Origin of the sequence: Nocardia vinacea, from assembly GCF_035920345.1 — a bacterium.
Classification (GTDB): Bacteria; Actinomycetota; Actinomycetes; order Mycobacteriales; family Mycobacteriaceae; genus Nocardia; species Nocardia vinacea_A.
In genome coordinates, this window is record NZ_CP109149.1 from 9,220,904 (window position 1) to 9,236,964 (window position 16,061).

Annotated in this window: 16 protein-coding genes; 9 read left to right on the forward strand and 7 right to left on the reverse strand. The window is 65.9% G+C overall.

The window, feature by feature from the left end:
- Positions 1 to 441 (reverse strand): Fur family transcriptional regulator, encoded by a 441-nt coding sequence (locus tag OIE68_RS41730; RefSeq protein WP_419150645.1) that lies wholly within the window; start codon positions 439 to 441, stop codon positions 1 to 3.
- A complete protein-coding gene (locus OIE68_RS41735; RefSeq protein WP_327096383.1) occupies positions 438 to 788 on the reverse strand; it encodes a metalloregulator ArsR/SmtB family transcription factor in 351 nt (116 codons plus the stop codon). Before OIE68_RS41735 ends, OIE68_RS41730 begins: the two co-directional genes overlap by 4 nt.
- Before the next feature lie 271 nt (positions 789 to 1,059).
- Between OIE68_RS41735 and OIE68_RS41740 the strand changes: the two genes are divergently transcribed.
- Positions 1,060 to 2,451, forward strand: a complete 1,392-nt coding sequence (locus OIE68_RS41740; RefSeq protein ID WP_327096384.1) for a glycine--tRNA ligase — start codon at positions 1,060 to 1,062, stop codon at positions 2,449 to 2,451.
- An 81-nt stretch (positions 2,452 to 2,532) separates the two neighbouring features.
- On the opposite strand, the gene OIE68_RS41745 is transcribed toward OIE68_RS41740, so the two are convergent.
- Positions 2,533 to 2,982, reverse strand: coding sequence for a DUF1707 domain-containing protein (locus OIE68_RS41745; RefSeq protein ID WP_327096385.1), 450 nt, complete (start codon positions 2,980 to 2,982; stop codon positions 2,533 to 2,535).
- A gap of 123 nt (positions 2,983 to 3,105) precedes the next feature.
- On the opposite strand from OIE68_RS41745, the gene OIE68_RS41750 reads away from it, so the two are divergent.
- On the forward strand, positions 3,106 to 4,026 hold the full coding sequence (locus OIE68_RS41750; RefSeq protein ID WP_327096386.1) for an NADP-dependent oxidoreductase: 921 nt from the start codon (positions 3,106 to 3,108) through the stop codon (positions 4,024 to 4,026).
- Here the strand turns inward: OIE68_RS41750 and OIE68_RS41755 are convergent.
- Complete coding sequence (locus tag OIE68_RS41755) at positions 4,023 to 4,649, reverse strand: transcriptional regulator (RefSeq protein ID WP_327096387.1); 627 nt, start codon at positions 4,647 to 4,649, stop codon at positions 4,023 to 4,025. The genes OIE68_RS41750 and OIE68_RS41755 overlap by 4 nt on opposite strands.
- Before the next feature lie 72 nt (positions 4,650 to 4,721).
- On the opposite strand from OIE68_RS41755, the gene OIE68_RS41760 reads away from it, so the two are divergent.
- A complete protein-coding gene (locus OIE68_RS41760) occupies positions 4,722 to 5,987 on the forward strand; it encodes a phthiocerol/phthiodiolone dimycocerosyl transferase family protein (protein WP_327096388.1) in 1,266 nt (421 codons plus the stop codon).
- Positions 5,988 to 5,999: 12 nt separating this feature from the next.
- Here the strand turns inward: OIE68_RS41760 and OIE68_RS41765 are convergent, their stop codons facing one another.
- Entirely contained in the window at positions 6,000 to 6,395 is a 396-nt protein-coding gene (locus tag OIE68_RS41765; protein WP_040688039.1) for a PPOX class F420-dependent oxidoreductase, read from the reverse strand.
- Positions 6,396 to 6,443: 48 nt separating this feature from the next.
- Here OIE68_RS41765 and OIE68_RS41770 point away from each other — a divergent pair, with 48 nt between their 5' ends.
- Together OIE68_RS41770 and OIE68_RS41775 are read left to right on the forward strand one after the other, a co-directional pair.
- Complete coding sequence (locus OIE68_RS41770; protein ID WP_174415024.1) at positions 6,444 to 6,866, forward strand: MarR family winged helix-turn-helix transcriptional regulator; 423 nt, start codon at positions 6,444 to 6,446, stop codon at positions 6,864 to 6,866.
- Positions 6,867 to 6,922: 56 nt separating this feature from the next.
- On the forward strand, positions 6,923 to 8,368 hold the full coding sequence (locus OIE68_RS41775; RefSeq protein WP_327096389.1) for a molybdopterin-dependent oxidoreductase: 1,446 nt from the start codon (positions 6,923 to 6,925) through the stop codon (positions 8,366 to 8,368).
- Positions 8,369 to 8,415: 47 nt separating this feature from the next.
- Here OIE68_RS41775 and OIE68_RS41780 read toward each other — a convergent pair whose 3' ends face one another.
- Complete coding sequence (locus tag OIE68_RS41780) at positions 8,416 to 10,395, reverse strand: TPM domain-containing protein (RefSeq protein ID WP_327096390.1); 1,980 nt, start codon at positions 10,393 to 10,395, stop codon at positions 8,416 to 8,418.
- Between the two features lie 30 nt (positions 10,396 to 10,425).
- Here OIE68_RS41780 and OIE68_RS41785 point away from each other — a divergent pair, with 30 nt between their 5' ends.
- Positions 10,426 to 11,100, forward strand: a complete 675-nt coding sequence (locus OIE68_RS41785; RefSeq protein WP_327096391.1) for an MBL fold metallo-hydrolase — start codon at positions 10,426 to 10,428, stop codon at positions 11,098 to 11,100.
- A gap of 2 nt (positions 11,101 to 11,102) precedes the next feature.
- Here OIE68_RS41785 and OIE68_RS41790 read toward each other — a convergent pair whose 3' ends face one another.
- On the reverse strand, positions 11,103 to 11,972 hold the full coding sequence (locus OIE68_RS41790; protein ID WP_327096392.1) for an NAD(P)-dependent oxidoreductase: 870 nt from the start codon (positions 11,970 to 11,972) through the stop codon (positions 11,103 to 11,105).
- Between the two features lie 177 nt (positions 11,973 to 12,149).
- On the opposite strand from OIE68_RS41790, the gene OIE68_RS41795 reads away from it, so the two are divergent.
- Genes OIE68_RS41795 through dnaG form a run of 3 tightly spaced genes read left to right on the forward strand, consistent with a single transcriptional unit; the run spans position 12,150 to position 16,053 of the window.
- Entirely contained in the window at positions 12,150 to 12,833 is a 684-nt protein-coding gene (locus OIE68_RS41795) for a YdcF family protein (RefSeq protein WP_327096393.1), read from the forward strand.
- Positions 12,834 to 12,839: 6 nt separating this feature from the next.
- Complete coding sequence (locus tag OIE68_RS41800; protein WP_327096394.1) at positions 12,840 to 14,081, forward strand: deoxyguanosinetriphosphate triphosphohydrolase; 1,242 nt, start codon at positions 12,840 to 12,842, stop codon at positions 14,079 to 14,081.
- A gap of 46 nt (positions 14,082 to 14,127) precedes the next feature.
- A complete protein-coding gene (dnaG, locus tag OIE68_RS41805; protein WP_327096395.1) occupies positions 14,128 to 16,053 on the forward strand; it encodes a DNA primase in 1,926 nt (641 codons plus the stop codon).
- Positions 16,054 to 16,061: the final 8 nt, after the last annotated feature.

Genomic DNA, 16,061 nt, shown 5'->3' on the forward strand with positions numbered 1-16,061 from the left:
TCACACGTTGGAGCGGTCCGCCTTCGCGCATTCGCAGCAGGTTCCGAAGATCTCCATGGTGTGGCTTACCTCGGTGAATCCGTGTTCGCCAGCGATGGTTTCGGCCCAAGCCTCGACTGTCGGGCCCTCGACCTCGACGGTACGACCACAGTGTCGGCAGACCAGATGGTGATGGTGTCCGGTGGAGCACTGTCGGTAGACGGATTCGCCGGTGTCGGTGCGCAATACGTCGACGAGTCCGGCATCGGCCAGCGACTGCAGGGTGCGGTAGACGGTGGTCAACCCGATGCCCTCGCCGCGGCGGCGCAATTCGTCGTGCAACTCCTGCGCGGAGCGGAACTCCTCGATATCACCGAGCAGCGCGGCGATAGCACTGCGCTGGCGGGTACTGCGAATGCCTACCGGCTTCTCCGGCAAGGCCGTCTTATCTGGCACGATCACCCTTCCTCGGCATGGGCCACGGCATCGACCACGATATGCGCCAGGTGGTCGTCGACGAGTTCGTACAGCACTTCCCGGCCGGAGCGTTCCCCGTGCACCACGCCCGCGGACTTGAGAATCCGCAGATGCTGGCTGACCAGCGGTTGGGTAACACCGAGAACATCGACCAATTCGTGCACACAACGCGGCGATTCACGCAATTGCAGCACAATGGCGATGCGCACCGGGGCGGCAAGGGCGCGCAGCAACTCGCCCGCGTCCTCCAGGACGCTCCGCGATGGCACCGGCGCCGGCGCGGGTGATCGGTACGGGTTGTGCGGGTGGGCGGTAGCGGTCTCGGCGGTCATCGAACCAACTCCTTATTGGAAAGCATTACCATTTTGATATGCACAGGTGCGCATGTCAAATGAGGCGTGCCTCGGAGTGTTGAGCAAACGTCGGTGAATGCGGCGCGAAAACCGATTGGCCCGTGCGGTGGAAGACGGCTGGGACCTGGGCGATAGTCTGTAGTCAACGCTATAGGTTGTGGTCAACTCTGTGGCGTCGGGGCATACCGCATCGGGCCTCGCCCGATCCGGCCGATCTGAATCCGACTCGTACTGGATGGAGAATTCTCGCGTGGCACCCAAGTCGAAGGTGGACACCGTTGCCAACCTCGCCAAGCGCCGGGGTCTGGTGTACCCGTGTGGTGAGATCTACGGCGGCACCAAATCGGCATGGGACTACGGTCCGCTGGGTGTCGAGCTCAAGGAGAACATCAAGAAGCAGTGGTGGCGGTCCATGGTCACCAGCCGCGAGGATGTCGTCGGCCTCGACTCGTCGGTGATTCTGCCGCGTCAGGTGTGGGTCGCCTCCGGTCACGTCGGCGTGTTCAACGATCCGCTGGTCGAATGCCTGAACTGTCACCACCGGCACCGGCAGGACCACCTGCAGGAGGCCTACGCGATCAAGCACAAGATCGACGATCCGGACTCCGTCTCGATGGAGCTGGTGGTGTGCCCGGACTGCGGCACCGTGGGTCGCTGGACCGAGCCGCGTGACTTCAACATGATGCTCAAGACCTACCTCGGCCCGGTCGAGTCCGAAGAGGGTCTGCACTACCTGCGCCCGGAAACCGCGCAGGGCATCTTCATCAACTTCGCGAATGTGATGACCACCGCGCGCAAGAAGCCGCCGTTCGGCATCGCGCAGATCGGCAAGAGCTTCCGCAACGAGATCACCCCCGGCAACTTCATCTTCCGCACCCGTGAGTTCGAGCAGATGGAGATGGAGTTCTTCGTCAAGCCGGGTGAGGACGCGGAGTGGCACAAGTATTGGATCGACACCCGGTTCGCCTGGTACACCGACCTCGGCATCGACCCGGAGAACCTGCGGCTCTTCGAGCACCCGAAGGACAAGCTGTCGCATTACTCGGCGGGCACCACCGATATCGAGTACCGCTTCGGCTTCCAGGGCAATGAGTGGGGTGAGTTGGAGGGCGTCGCCAACCGCACCGACTTCGATCTGAAGACCCATTCGGAGCATTCCGGCAATGACCTGAGCTACTTCGACCAGACCACCAATGAGCGCTACACCCCGTATGTCATCGAGCCCGCAGCCGGCCTGACCCGCTCGCTGATGGCGTTCCTGGTCGACGCGTACACCGTCGACCAAGCACCCAACGCCAAGGGCGTCATGGAGGAGCGCATCAGTCTGCGGCTGGACCGCAGGCTCGCGCCGGTAAAGGCAGCGGTGCTGCCGTTGTCGCGCAATGCGGATCTGACGCCGAAGGCGAAAGACCTTGCCGCACAGCTGCGTAAGAGCTGGAATGTCGAATTCGACGATGCCGGCGCCATCGGCCGTCGCTACCGGCGCCAGGACGAAATCGGCACGCCGTTCTGCATCACCGTCGACTTCGACACTCTCGAAGACCAGGCGGTGACCGTCCGCGAGCGTGATTCCATGGCGCAGGAGCGGATTGCGCTGGACAAGGTCGAGGGCTACCTGGCGCAGCATCTCATCGGCGCCTGAAGTCGATAGCGATCGACGCCCTGTCGCGCTGCGGCAGGGCGTTTCGCATGTCGATGTGCCCCTGGAGCGAATCCGTAACCGCTAGGTGGATTCGGACGTACCCGGGGATCGCGGGTTTCTTACGTCGGAAGTGAATTCAGCACCAGGTTTCCGGTCCGACTGGACGAGCATCCCGATCGCGCTCGGGATCAGCAGCGCGCACCCCCACGGCACCGCGACCCAGAACGGCCAGAAGTATCCGGCACCGGTCGCCAGCCAGATCGTGACGCACAGTGCGTTCACCGCGACCCACGGAATCCACATGATGACGACCCATTGCGGCACTCGTTGTGCCGCGGAGGCCGCATTGCGCGGTACGGGCAGGTCCGACAGCAGCGGAGTCAGCTCGCCATAGGTTTTGGCGGCATACACCTGTTTGAGTCGGTCGTCGTATTCGTGCAGCGACAACCGGCCGTCGTTCATCGCCACCCGCAATTGTTCGGCGATTTTCTCGCGGTCTGCGTCCGATGCCCGCAGCCTTTCCTCTCCCACGGGTGTCAGCTTAGGGCCTGGTGCCGTCCATGGCAGCACGTCGCGAAGATCGTCGGTGCATGGAAACTTCCTGTCGGGTTACTCGGTTGACGGCGTATGTCACCGAGTAGGCGGGAGCCGGATATGGCAAGAGCTGTGAAGTTCGATCGTTATGGCGGAATCGAAGAGTTGAAGGTGGTCGAGGTGCCGACGCCGAAGGCGGGACCCGGTCGGGTCGTCGTCGAGGTCCTGGCGGCCGGTATCAATCCAGGGGAGGGATATATCCGTTCGGGTGCGCTGCACGAGCGTTGGCCCGCGACGTTTCCTTCGGGTGAGGGGGCCGATTTCGCGGGTCGCATCGTCGAGATCGGATCGGGCGTCGGCGGGATCGAGATCGGGGCCGAGGTGCTCGGATTCACCGATGAGCGGGCCAGTCATGCCACCCACGTGGTGGTGCCCGCCGAGCAGGTGACCCTCAAGCCCTCGAAGCTGGATTGGGATGTCGCCGGATCGCTGTATGTCACCGGGACAACAGCTTTCGCTGCCGTGCGGGCCATAGATCCGCAAGTGGGCGATACGGTCGCGGTCTCGGGTGCCGCGGGTGGCGTCGGTTCGATCGTCGTACAACTCCTGCGGGCCAGGGGCGCAACGGTTCTCGGCATCGCGAGCGAGGTCAATCACGATTGGCTGCGCAAGGTCGGGGTGATTCCGGTGGCCTATGGGGCGGGGCTGATCGACCGGATCCGTGCGGCCGCCCCCGATGGCGTGGGCGCGTTCATCGACACGTTCGGTGCCGAATATGTCGATCTCGCAATCGAACTCGGCATTGCGGTCGAACGCATCGACACCATTGTCAACTGGGAGGCCGCCGAGAGGTACGGCGTGAAGACCGACGGCAATGCCGCCGCAGGCACCATCGATGTGCTTGCCGAACTTGCCGATCTGGCCGCCGGGGGCACGGTGGAGGTACCCATCGCGGCTGTTTATCCGCTCGACAAGGTTCAGGAGGCGTATCGCGAACTCGAGCAACGCCACACGCGCGGCAAGATCGTGCTGCACCCCTAGCCGGGCACATCCCAGAACTCGTATTCGTGGCGCATGCCCTGCAGGAATAGCGCTTTCGCACGCGCCGGATCGCCACCCGCCTCATCGAGCATCTGCCCACAGCGGCGGGTGAGCGCACCGAATCCGGGGTCGGCGTAGGTGTCGACCCAGCGGCGGTAGCGCGGTTCCGACGGCGGATTCTCGGCCAGGATTGTGCCGAGCGTCGAATAGCCCCACATGCACGGGTACAGCGCGGCCAATCCGTCGGCGTAAGACGCGGCCGACTCCAGCAGGAACGCGGTGTAGGCCGCGCACGGCGCACCCTTCGTCGCACCATCGAGATCCGCGCCGAATTCGGCGGCCAGCGACCGATGCAGGGACAGCTCCTCGTGATACGTCGCGTGCGCGAGATCCACCAGATCGCCCACATGTGACGCCGGCGCCTGCCAGGCGAGTCGGGCGAACACCCGCACATAGTCCAGGAGGAACAGATAGTCCTGTTCGAGCCAGGACCGGAAGACCGGTTCGGGCAGATCGCCCTTGGCGATGCCCGCCACCGTCGGATGCGCCAACTGACCTACCACCAACGGAAAACCTAGCTCTTCCAGATGCGTCGTAAGACTGATGTGTGCCGCGGGACTCATGTGGGCAGTCTCTCTCAGTCGGAGCGGCTCCGGGTTTGCGCCCCGGTCTGTAGTTGCCGCACCCTGAGCAACGTGTTGTGGGATGAGGAGGTTTTGGTGCGGGTGTTGGGTGCCTCGGAACAACGTTTCGTGCGCGCGGGGACCTACACCGGACGATCCGTCACGGTCGTCGGTGATCTCGATACGAATGCGTTGGGTGCGGCCTTCACCGCACTACAGCGCGCCTATCCGGTGGTGACCTGCCGGATCAGCGAGGACGCTACCGGCCGCGGCTATCTGCTACGACGCGGCGAGGCTCCGGAGATCGGCATGACGGCGAGCCTCGGCGATCCGGACGCCATCCGCATTCCGGAGCCGATCGATCCGGCGGGACAGCTGGCGTACCTGGATGTCGTGCGCTCCGAGCGCGGCCGCTCGCGCGTGACACTCTTCGCCCACCACAGCATCGCCGACGCGGGCCACTGCGTCGAACTCCTCGCCCGACTATGGGACTTCTACACCGATTACGTCGAATCCGGTACGACAACCGTTGTGCCGCACGACTATCCGCAATCACTGGAATGGCATGCGTCGGCGCGTGGAATCGCCCGCTCCTCGATCTCCGGTTTCGAGGATGTGACCAAGCCGCTTGAGCCCGTGGTCATACCGCGCGCGCCCGCGATTCCCGCGCCCGCCGCGCTGGTTCAGCCGCGGCGCATCATTCTGGACGAGCAGGCGAGCGCCCGCATCATCGGACTGGGGCGCTATCCGGGAGTGACCGTCAACGGGGTGGTCACCGCCGCCCTGCTGCGCGCTTTCGCCGCGGAAAAGGCCAGGGCGACCGGCGATCCCGTGCCGCTCGGCTGTCTGTATCCGGTGGATATGCGCACCCGCCTGGACCCGCCGGTCGCGCGTGCGGAAGGCACCAATATGGCGGGTCTGGCCTCTTTCGCCGCGGCGGTCGACCTCTCCGCGGACATCCTCGAACTGGCCCAACATATTTCGGCCCGATTGCGACATGACCTGGCCGAGGGCATCGTCCAGCAGTCGGTGCTGCACTTCCCGGATTACTTCGGCCCAACCCGGATCCACTCCCTGGCCGGACACGTCGCGGTGACGAATACCGGTGCCGTGCCCGCCTTCCGCATCCCCGCGAATATCGCGCTCACCGACTACGAGATCGTTTACGTCTCCGCTCATCCGCGTCCCTCCGCGGGCGCCTCGGCGGCAGTCACCTTCCTGGTCTACACCTTCGAGGGCCGACTGACCGTCGGCGTGCTCGGCGGCGATGCCGACCGGCTCGTGCCCGCGGTGCGCGACGAATTGACGGCCCTCGCGGAGGAGGCCGTCAGCTCCTGAGGGCGCCTGCCGCTACTGGTAGGTGGCGTGTGTCGGGCGCATGACGAGCACGACCCGGCGCGGATGGTCGGCGACCGGACGCTGATACGGCAGGTCGTAGCGGCGCGCGAGCACATCGAAGAATTCCCCGTTCGGATCGGGTTCGATGGCCTCGATGACGCCGCGGACCTCGAGGTAGCGGTAGGGCTTCTCCGGATCGTTGATGCTCACCGCGACTTCGGGATTCTGCTTGGTATTGACGGCCTTCCGTCGATCGATCGTGGTGGTGAAGCGCAGGCGCCCGCCATCCCACACCTGCCATACCGGCGTCACCTGTGGAGTGCCGTCCGGGTTCAGCGTTGCGAGATGGGCGAACAGCGGTCGCGATAGCAAATCGGCGTGGCTCTCGGGGATTACGGGGTTGTCCATGCTTCAAAGACTATCAAAGCTTTGATAGTTCAGCTATCTTTGACACTTATGAAATTGCCTGCGGAGCAGCGGCTCGGCCTGGACCTCAAGCGCGCCGAGCAGGAGCTGATGGCCGTCAAACACGAGGCGGTCAAACCGCTTACGGTGCCGCAGTACGCGGCGCTATACGCGCTGTCGGAGAACCCGGGCGTCTCCGCCGCCGCCCTCGCCCGGGAATGCATGGTGACGCCGCAGGCGATGACAGTGGTGCTCAAGAACCTGCAGGAGCGCGGTTTCGTGGAGCGGACACCGCATCCATGGCACCGCGGTGTGCTCGAAACCCGCCTGACCCCCGCCGGTCGCAAAGCCTTCGCCAAGGCCGATGCCAAGGCCGCCGCCATCGAACGCCGCGTGGCCGCCGCCTTCAGTGCGCGGGAGCGCGAACAGTTGCGAGAGTTGTTGGCCCGGTTCACCGAGGCGCTACAGGAGTGAGGGGCGGTAGGTTCATAGCGAATGCGTTGTGATCGAGGAAAGCGGGTGTTCGAACAGTGCGGACCAACGGAGAACGCGGAAGTGTGCTCGGTGCCGCCGCGATCGGTGTCGGGGCGCTCGGCGTCGGCGAGTTGATCGCGGCCTCGCGCGGTGATTCGCTGATCGACGCCATCGGCCGGGTCATGGCCGATACCGCGCCGGTGCCGGTGGTCGAAACGACCGTCGCCCTGTCCGGCAAGCACGATAAGGCCGTGACGCGCCTAGGCGTCGCGGTCGGTACGGTCGCCGCGACCGTCGGGCTCGGAGCGCTGTCCGATCAGGCGCGTACGCCTGCCATCGCCGCCTTCGGTGCCGCCGCGGCCGCTCTGGGTTTCCGTCGACCGACCCGCTCGCCCGCCACCGTCGCCGGTGCGGCCGCCGCCGCGGGTGTGCTCGGTCTCGGATTGCGCAGACGCCCGCATGGACTGTTCGGCGCGCTGCTGTGGGCGGGCGCCGGCGCCGGACTGCTGGCCGGGGCGCGGGCACTGATACGTGACTACGACCGCAGGCAGCGCGATGCGATCCGTCGGGTCGGCCCGCTGGGCGGGATTTCGATGGTGCCGCAGGACGGGCTGGAGGACGAGCCCGGACTGTCGTCGCTGATCACCGCAAACCGGAGTTTCTATGTCGCCGATGTCAATCTGAGTCCGCCGCGGATCGATCCGACGCGCTGGCGACTGTCGGTCACCGGCAAGGTCGCGCATCCGTTGCGTCTGTCGCTGGCCGAATTGGCCGCGGATGCAGTGGAATTCGATGCGGTCATGGTATGCGTGCACAATCGGCCCGGTGAGCGTCGCGCGGGTAACGGCCGCTGGTACGGGGTTCCGCTGGCCAAGTTACTCGAGCACGCGATCCCCGAAACCGGTGCGACCCGGCTGGTGACCAGGGCCGTCGACGGCTACACCATCTCACTGCCGGTGGAGCCGCTGCGCTCCGGCGCGTGGCCCGGATATCTGGTGATCGGCGTGAACGGCGAGCCGCTCGCCCCGGAGCACGGATTCCCCGCTCGCGTCTTCGTGCCAGGCCTCTACGGCCAGTACACCGGCGCGAAATGGCTTGCCGAACTGGAACTCACCGACGACAGCCACATCGACTACTGGTGGAAGCGCGGTTGGCCGTCGGATCCGATCTGGGTGACACCGCAGGCCCGCATCGACGTCACCGCGCCGGGCCGTGTGGCCGCGGGCGCCACCAGCATCGCCGGTGTCGCATGGGCGCCGCCGCACGGTGTCGAGTCCGTAGAGCTCCGCATCGACGAAGGCGATTGGCGCCCAGTCGATCTCGGCACCGAACTTGCCCCCGCCGCCTGGCGTCGCTGGCGCACCACCGTCGATTTGCCCGCAGGTGAACACACCATCCAGGCCCGCGCTATCAGCCGCTCCGGTGCGGTCCAAGACGGCACCTCGCGCTCACCCTTCCCCTCCGGTCCAACCGGCTTCCACACCGTCACCCTCGAGATCTGACCGCGGCTGTCAGGTGTGGATGGGTTCCCATTACTGAGGGGCACCCCTCAGAATCGGCCGCCTCGGCTGATGCGGCGGGATCCGCTGGAACCGCCGAACGAACCGGGGGTGTAGCCGCTGGAGCGTTGGCGGGTGGCGCTGCCCGCGCCGCGCAGCAGTCCCTCGATCAGGATTCCGCCGAGTACCGCACCTGCCTGCGCCGTGCCGGATGGCGGCTGGCTCTTCTCCCAGGCCCGCACGCTGGCCTGCGCCTCCTGCAATGCGCGAGCACCCAGGTCTGCGGCGGTGTGCGCGCTGATGAGGGCCTGCGCCGGATCGCTGGTGGAAAGCTGTTGTGCCGCATCGAGATTGCGCTGAGCCTCGGACAAACGGGTGCGCGCCTGTGCGTCGATGCCGCCGCGTCGGGTGCTGATGTAGTCGGCTGCCGCGCCGATCCGGGCGCGGGCATCGGTGAGCGCCCGGTCGAGTCGGCGCTGTAGATCCTCGGCGGCCAGTTTGCGGTCGGTGGCGGCGGCATTGGCGAGGTCCAGCGCGTTGTCGGCCGCGACGGCGTCGTGGAAGGCGTCCAATGGGTCGCTGGTTGCGGTGGCGGTTGCGATGGTCAGGGCCGTTTCCGCCGCCGTGATGGCGGCGTGCAGATCGACACCGCCGTAGCCCGAGAGCTCCTTCGCGATGTCGATATCCGCGCGCAGCTCGGCGAGGACGGCGGGCAGCCCATCGGTCGCCTGCTGGATATTCGTCGCCGCATTGTCGACGGCATCGAGCAGCGTGCGCGCCTGTCCCACTGCGCCTTCCGCGGCCCGGATCGCGGCAACCGCACCGCCCTGTTTGCCGACCGGTCGAGTGAGGGCAAAGCGTCCCGTGTCGATATTCTGCTCCGCGAAGGTGATTCGCTCGCGCGCCATGGTCACGTTGTCTCGTACCGGCGTGAGGGCACTGGCCGGATACGCGGTGGCGAGCCGGGTGAGTTCAGTCTCCGAACCGGGTGCGCGTCCGGTCAATTCGACCAAATCCCTGGTCAGCCCGTCCAAGCGAGCGGATGCGTTGATGAGCAGATCCCGCATCGCATCGAAGTCGGTCACTTGAGCGTCGAGTTCCCGATCGGCTCGCCCGACCGTGCCGATCAGATCGACCAGCATGGTGCGCTGCAGATCCGGCGTCTCGGGAATATTGTCGTCGAGCTGCTGTCTGATCGAGAATGCCTTGGCGGCAGCCGATTTCGCATTGGCCAGGGCGGTGCTGAACGGAGTGGCCGCGGTATCGCCGAATTCACCGGTCGCCAACGCCAACTCCTCGGCGCTGGTCCGCACGGAATTGTCGATCTCGACCAGCACCTCCTTCGACCGATCCTGCAATGCATCCAGTGACAATGCTGCCAGCGCGGTGGAATTATCGGGATCCAGTTGCCGCGCTGTCGCCAACTCGGCACGCCTGCGGTCGGCGCGCCGCTTGCGCGAATACAGCACCAGCGCAACGACAATCAGCACGATCAGAAGGGCAACGAGCAGCAGCGTCCGTAGGCTGGCCCCGCCACCGCGCATCACCGAATCCAGCCCATCGGCCATCGCGACCCCGGCGTCGGCCCACCGGCCGTTGCGCAGCGCGGGCTCCACATCGCGCGTCAATACGCCGTCCAACTCGGAATCGCTGACACTGCTCGGCAACTCGCCGTTGAACCAATACGCGCGATCCTGGGTGGCGACGGCTAGCAACAGATCACGCTCACCGAATCCGGACATGGTCGCGGTGCGAGCGGCCCATGCCTGCGGACTCATCCCGTTGAAATCGTGCACATAGACAACCCAGAGCCGCATCTGCTGATCGGCGTAGAGATCGTCAACCGCCGCTGACACCCGATCGAGTTGTCCTTGATCGAGCACCTGCGCCGAGTCGACGACGTACGATCCCATCCGCAGCGGTGGCTCGGCGCCGACCGTGCCACCGGCCGGTGCGACACAGAGAAACGCCACGCTGAGGACCACCGCGGCGAACCAGCGGATTCGACGAATCGGCGCTATCAACGGCATGGGATGAATGTAGCTGGCTAGCATCGAAGCGTGATCACGATCGACCTGCCGTACACCGGTCACGTGTCCCCTGGATCGAATCCGCAACAGCGGGACGTCCCCGGTGCCCGCATTATCAAAATGTCCGTCGGTGGCATGGACAACAACTGCTATCTAGTGCAGTGCACCGCCACCGGCGCGGCACTGCTCATCGACGCCGCCAACGAAGCCGACCGCATAATCGAACTCGTCAACCAGGAGACGCCGGGCCGTGTCGCCCTGGTTGTCACCACCCATCAGCATCGGGACCATTGGTGGGCCCTGGAAAAGGTCGCCGCCGCCACCGGCGCACCGACCGCCGCGCATCCACTCGATGCCGAACCGCTCCCGGTGCGCCCGGACCGGCTACTGGCCGACGGCGACCTCATCGAGGTCGGCGAACTCGCCTTCGAGGTCATCCACCTGCGCGGACATACCCCCGGCTCGGTTGCCCTCGCCCTGGTAGACGGTCCGGGCGTGCACCTGTTCACCGGCGACTCCCTTTTCCCGGGCGGAGTCGGCCGCACCACCAATCCGGACGATTTCAACTCCCTCTACACCGACGTCAGCACCAAGATCTTCGATCGCTACCCGGATGACGCCGTCGTCTATCCCGGTCACGGTGATGACACCACGCTCGGCGTCGAACGCCCGCATCTCGGCGAATGGCGAGAACGCGGCTGGTAGGTCTATGCGGCGCGCGGGTTGAGGCTTTCGAATATCCGCTCGCTGCTGTCCGCGCCGTGGCCGTCGGCGACCTGGCGATCGACGAGATTCTTGATCGCGCCGACGATGTCCAGGTCGACGCCCGCATCGCGGCTGGCCGACACGATGGCATCCACGGCGGCCTTGGTGAAATCCAAGGGCTGGAAAGGTTTCGAGTAATCGCCGGAGTCGATGGTGGCTCCGGCCCTCGGGAGTGATCCGGTCATCGCGGCGATCCAGCCGGACGCGCGTTGGCCGAATTCCTCGGCCGAAATGCCGATCGTGCGAACCATGGCGGCACCGTGATAGAAGCCCGCGAACATGGCGTACATCCCGGCGAGCAGGGCGAAGTCGACCAGTGCGGCCTGCCCGGCGTCCGTGCCGAAATACTCGGCGCTGCCGAGTAATTCGAGAGTTGCGCGATGGTTGTCGAAGAGCTCACGGGAGCCGCTGTAGAGCACAGACGAGCCGGGCAGGCCGATCATCGGCGGGACGGCCATGATGCCGCCGTCGAGGAAGTCGATGCCGTAGTTCGCGGCCCATTCGGCCAGTTCACGCGACCCGCGCGGCTCGGTGCTGGTCAGGTTGACCAGTGCGCGGCCGGCGAGGATATCGGTCACCGGATCGAGTACCTCGTGCACGGATCGATGGTCCAACAGGCAGGCCACAACGAGGTCGCTCGCGGTCACCGCCTCGGCCACCGTCTGTGCCGACTTCGCACCTGCCGCAACGAGTTCCGTGTCCCGACCGGCACTACGGTTCCATACTGTCGTCGGATGTCCGGCTTGTACGAACGCCGCGGCCAGCGCCTGTCCCATCGCGCCGAGCCCGAGAACCGTCACGGATGTCGTCATTTGTCCACTCCTCAAAGTATCGAGATGCTGGTTCGGCGCCGGAATTCATTCTCGATACCTGCTGCACTATCAACAAGTACTGACTAATAAGTTCAGTACTAACCAAAAGGTAAGTGTGCGCGGATCGATATCCGCCGGTTACGTTCTCGTCGAGGGTGACCTGGCAAACTTGGTGAGATGAATTCGGCGACCCTGGTCTCGGCTACCGCCTCCGGCGCAGCACGCAGCGTCGGAGGCGGGCTGGTGCGCTGGGTGCGGCGGCTGGTAGTGGGCGCGATAGTGATGGGCGCGGTGCTGGTCGGCGGCACGGCATTCCGGGTCTGGCAGGTCGCGCGAGTCGACGACTACACCAAAGCCGACGCGATCGTCGTACTCGGCGCCGCGCAATACTCCGGCACCCCGTCGACGGTGTTCGAGGCGCGATTGGACCAGGCCTACAAACTGTTCAAGGCCGGTGTCGCACCGAAGGTGATCACCGTGGGGGGTAAGCAGGACGGCGATCTGTACACCGAGGCCGCCTCCGGCAAGAACTATCTGGAGGAGCGCGGCATACCGAGCGACCGGATCCTCGCGGTGGAAACGGGTTCGGACACCTTGCGCAGCATCGAGGCCGTCGCGACCGCCATGAGTGCCCGCGAGTTGTCCTCGGCGGTGCTGGTCAGCGATCCGTGGCATTCGCTGCGCACCAGAACCATGGCCCGCGACGCCGGGCTGGAGGCCTGGACCGCGCCGACCCGGACCGGCCCCGCCGTCTACACCAGAGAGTCGCAGGCGCACGGAATCGCAAGGGAGACCGGCGCTTTGCTCTGGTATCAGCTCACACACTTCTCGTCGGACTTCAAATACTCAGCGGGACAGTGAGATTCGATGTATAACGAACACGACCGCGAGCGAATGGTGGTGGAGGGAGCCAAAACCGCCGGACTCGGCCCGCCGCGCAGTGAATTCGAAACCGGTCACCGTACCGAATTCGCCCGCGACCGCGCTCGTGTGCTGCATTCCGCGGCCCTGCGCAGACTCGCCGACAAAACCCAGGTCATGGGGCCGCGTGATGGTGACACCCCGCGCACACGCTTGACCCATTCGATCGAAGTGGCCCAGATCGGGCGCAGCATCGCCGACGGTCTCGGCTGTGATCCGGATCTGGTCGATCTGGCCGGATTGGCGCACGATATCGGCCATCCGCCCTATGGCCACAATGGCGAGAAGGCTCTCGATCTCTTCGCCGACGCGTACGGCGGATTCGAGGGCAATGCGCAGAATCTACGCATCCTCACCCGGCTGGAACCGAAGGTTCTGGATGCGGACGGCACGAGCGCGGGTTTGAACCTCACGCGCGCTGCGCTCGACGCGGCCATCAAATACCCTTGGGGCAGAACGGGTTCGGGTACCAAATTCGGTGCCTACGATATCGATCTGGATCGGCTGGAATGGGTGCGCAAGGATGCGCCGGACCGTCGCAAGAGCCTCGAATGCCAGATCATGGACTGGTCCGACGATGTCGCGTACTCGGTGCACGATGTGGAGGACGGCGTAATCGCGGGGCGCATCGAATTGCGGGCGCTCGCCGATCCGTCCGAACAGGCGGCACTCGCCGAACTCGGGCACGGCCAGCACCCCGCGCTTTCGGTGGACGACCTGATCGGTGCCGCCCAGCGGCTCTCCGAACTGCCGGTGGTGGCCGAAGCCGCCTGCTACGACGGCACCCTCGCCAGTTCGGTCGCGTTGAAGCGCCTCACGAGTGAACTGGTCGGCCGGTTCGCCACGGCTGCGATCATGGCCACGCGGGAGGTCGCCGGGCGCGCGGTGTTGTCCCGCTATGCCGCGGATCTTCAGGTTCCGCCGATCGTCGCCGCCGAGGTCGCGATGCTCAAAACCGTCGCCCTGCGCTACGTCATGTCCGATCTCGTGCACAAGCAGCGTCAGGCCGTGCAGCGCGAGCGGATTCAGGCGGTCGCGAACCGACTGCTGGCGACGGCACCGCACGGGCTGGACCCGCTGCTGCTTCCGTGGTGGCACGCCGCGACCGACGACACCGCGCGAGTCCGGGTAATCGTCGACCAGATCGCGTCCTATACCGAGAGTCGGCTGGAGCGGGTAGACGCGTGACCAGCCGCTGGGCGTGTCGAGGCCGGACTAGCCTAGACTGACCGCCGTGGCCGGACGACTCCCAGATCGCGATATCGCGGCAATACGCGAACGCGTCCGGATCGAGGATGTAGTGGGGGAGTACGTCGCGCTGAAGCGGGCGGGTGCGGACTCCATGAAGGGCCTGTGCCCGTTCCACGACGAGAAGTCGCCGTCGTTCCATGTGCGGCCCAACCACGGCCTGTACCACTGCTTCGGCTGCGGTGAGGGCGGCGACGTCTTCGCCTTTCTGCAGAAGGTCGAGCACGTCGGCTTCGTCGAGGCGGTCGAACAGCTCGCCGATCGGATCGGCTACCAGATCAACTACGAGGGCGGCGGCACCTCGGTGCAGCGTGACCGCGGCACCAGGGCCAGGTTGGTCGCCGCCAATGCCGCCGCACACGAGTTCTACATGGCCAAACTGCGCGAGCCCGACGCCGAGGTGGCGCGCAAGTATTTGACCGACCGCAACTTCGACGGCAATGCCGCCCAGCAGTTCGGCTGCGGCTACGCCCCCGCGGGCTGGGACGCGCTCACGAAGCATCTGCTGCGCAAGGGCTTCGACTTCAAGGAACTCGAGGCGGCCGGGCTGTCGCGCCAGGGACAGCGCGGCCCGATCGACCGCTTCCACCGGCGACTGCTGTGGCCGATCCGCAATCTCGGCGGTGACGTCATCGGTTTCGGTGCGCGCAAGCTCTTCGACGACGACACCATGCCCGGCAAGTACATCAATACGCCGGAAACCTTGCTGTACAAGAAGTCTCAGGTGCTCTTCGGCCTCGACCACGCCAAGCGCGAGATCGCCAAGGGCCACCAGGCGGTGGTGGTCGAGGGCTACACCGACGTCATGGCCATGCACCTGGCCGGGGTGAAAACCGCCGTTGCCTCCTGCGGCACCGCCTTCGGTGACGAACATCTCGCCCTGTTGCGCCGACTGCTCATGGACGACAACTTCTGGCGCGGCGAAATCATCTACACCTTCGACGGTGACGCGGCCGGACAGGCGGCGGCGCTGAAAGCCTTTGCGGGCGACCAGAAGTTGGCCGGGCAGACCTACATCGCCATCGCGCCCGACGGCCAGGACCCGTGCGAACTGCGCCAGCACTCCGGCGACGGCGCCGTGCGTGACCTGGTGGCCCGGCGAACCCCGCTGTACGAGTTCGTGATTCGCGGCCTACTCGCCGACCACAACCTGGACACCGCCGAGGGACAGGTGGAGGCGCTGCGCCGCGCCGTGCCGGTGGTGGCGCAGATCAAGGACAACGCGCTGCGCAAGGCATACGCGACCAAACTCGCGGGCTGGGTCGGTTGGGACGATATCCAGACCGTGGTGCGGCGGGTCGGTGAGGAAGCCAAGCGCAATCGCAACGGTGGGCGTCCGGGCGGACGTGGCCCGGCGGCCGGCGCGCCACAGCCCAGCGCGGTCGTCGCCGAACACCCCGCCGCGCGCCCGAACCCGAACGACCCGACGCTGCTGCCGCAACGGCAAGCGCTCGGTGCGGCACTGCAGTATCCGGCGATGGCCGGTGTGGTTTTCGATTCGATCGAGACCGAGGCCTTCACCCATCCGGCCTACGCGGCTGTCCGCGCCATGATCGCCGAGGCCGGTGGCACGGTATCCGGGCTCAGCGGCGCGGAGTGGGTCAACGCTGTGTCCGACGGGACCGACGATCTGACCATGCGTGCGCTGGTTTCCGAGCTGTCGGGTGAGCAGATGCCGGTGAAGTCGGCCAATGACATCCCCCGGTTCGTCACCGGGGTGCTGGCTCGGGTGCAGGAAGCCTGGGTCGGCCGTCAGATCGCGGAGCTGAAGTCGAAGCTGCAGCGGGTGTCGTCGACCGAGCAGGCCGAGGCTTATTTGGCGCTGTTCGGTGATCTGGTGGCGTTGGAGCAGTACCGCAAGAGTTTGCTCACCCAGGCGATGGGGAATCACAATGACTTCGCCGCGGGCTGAGCTGCGGC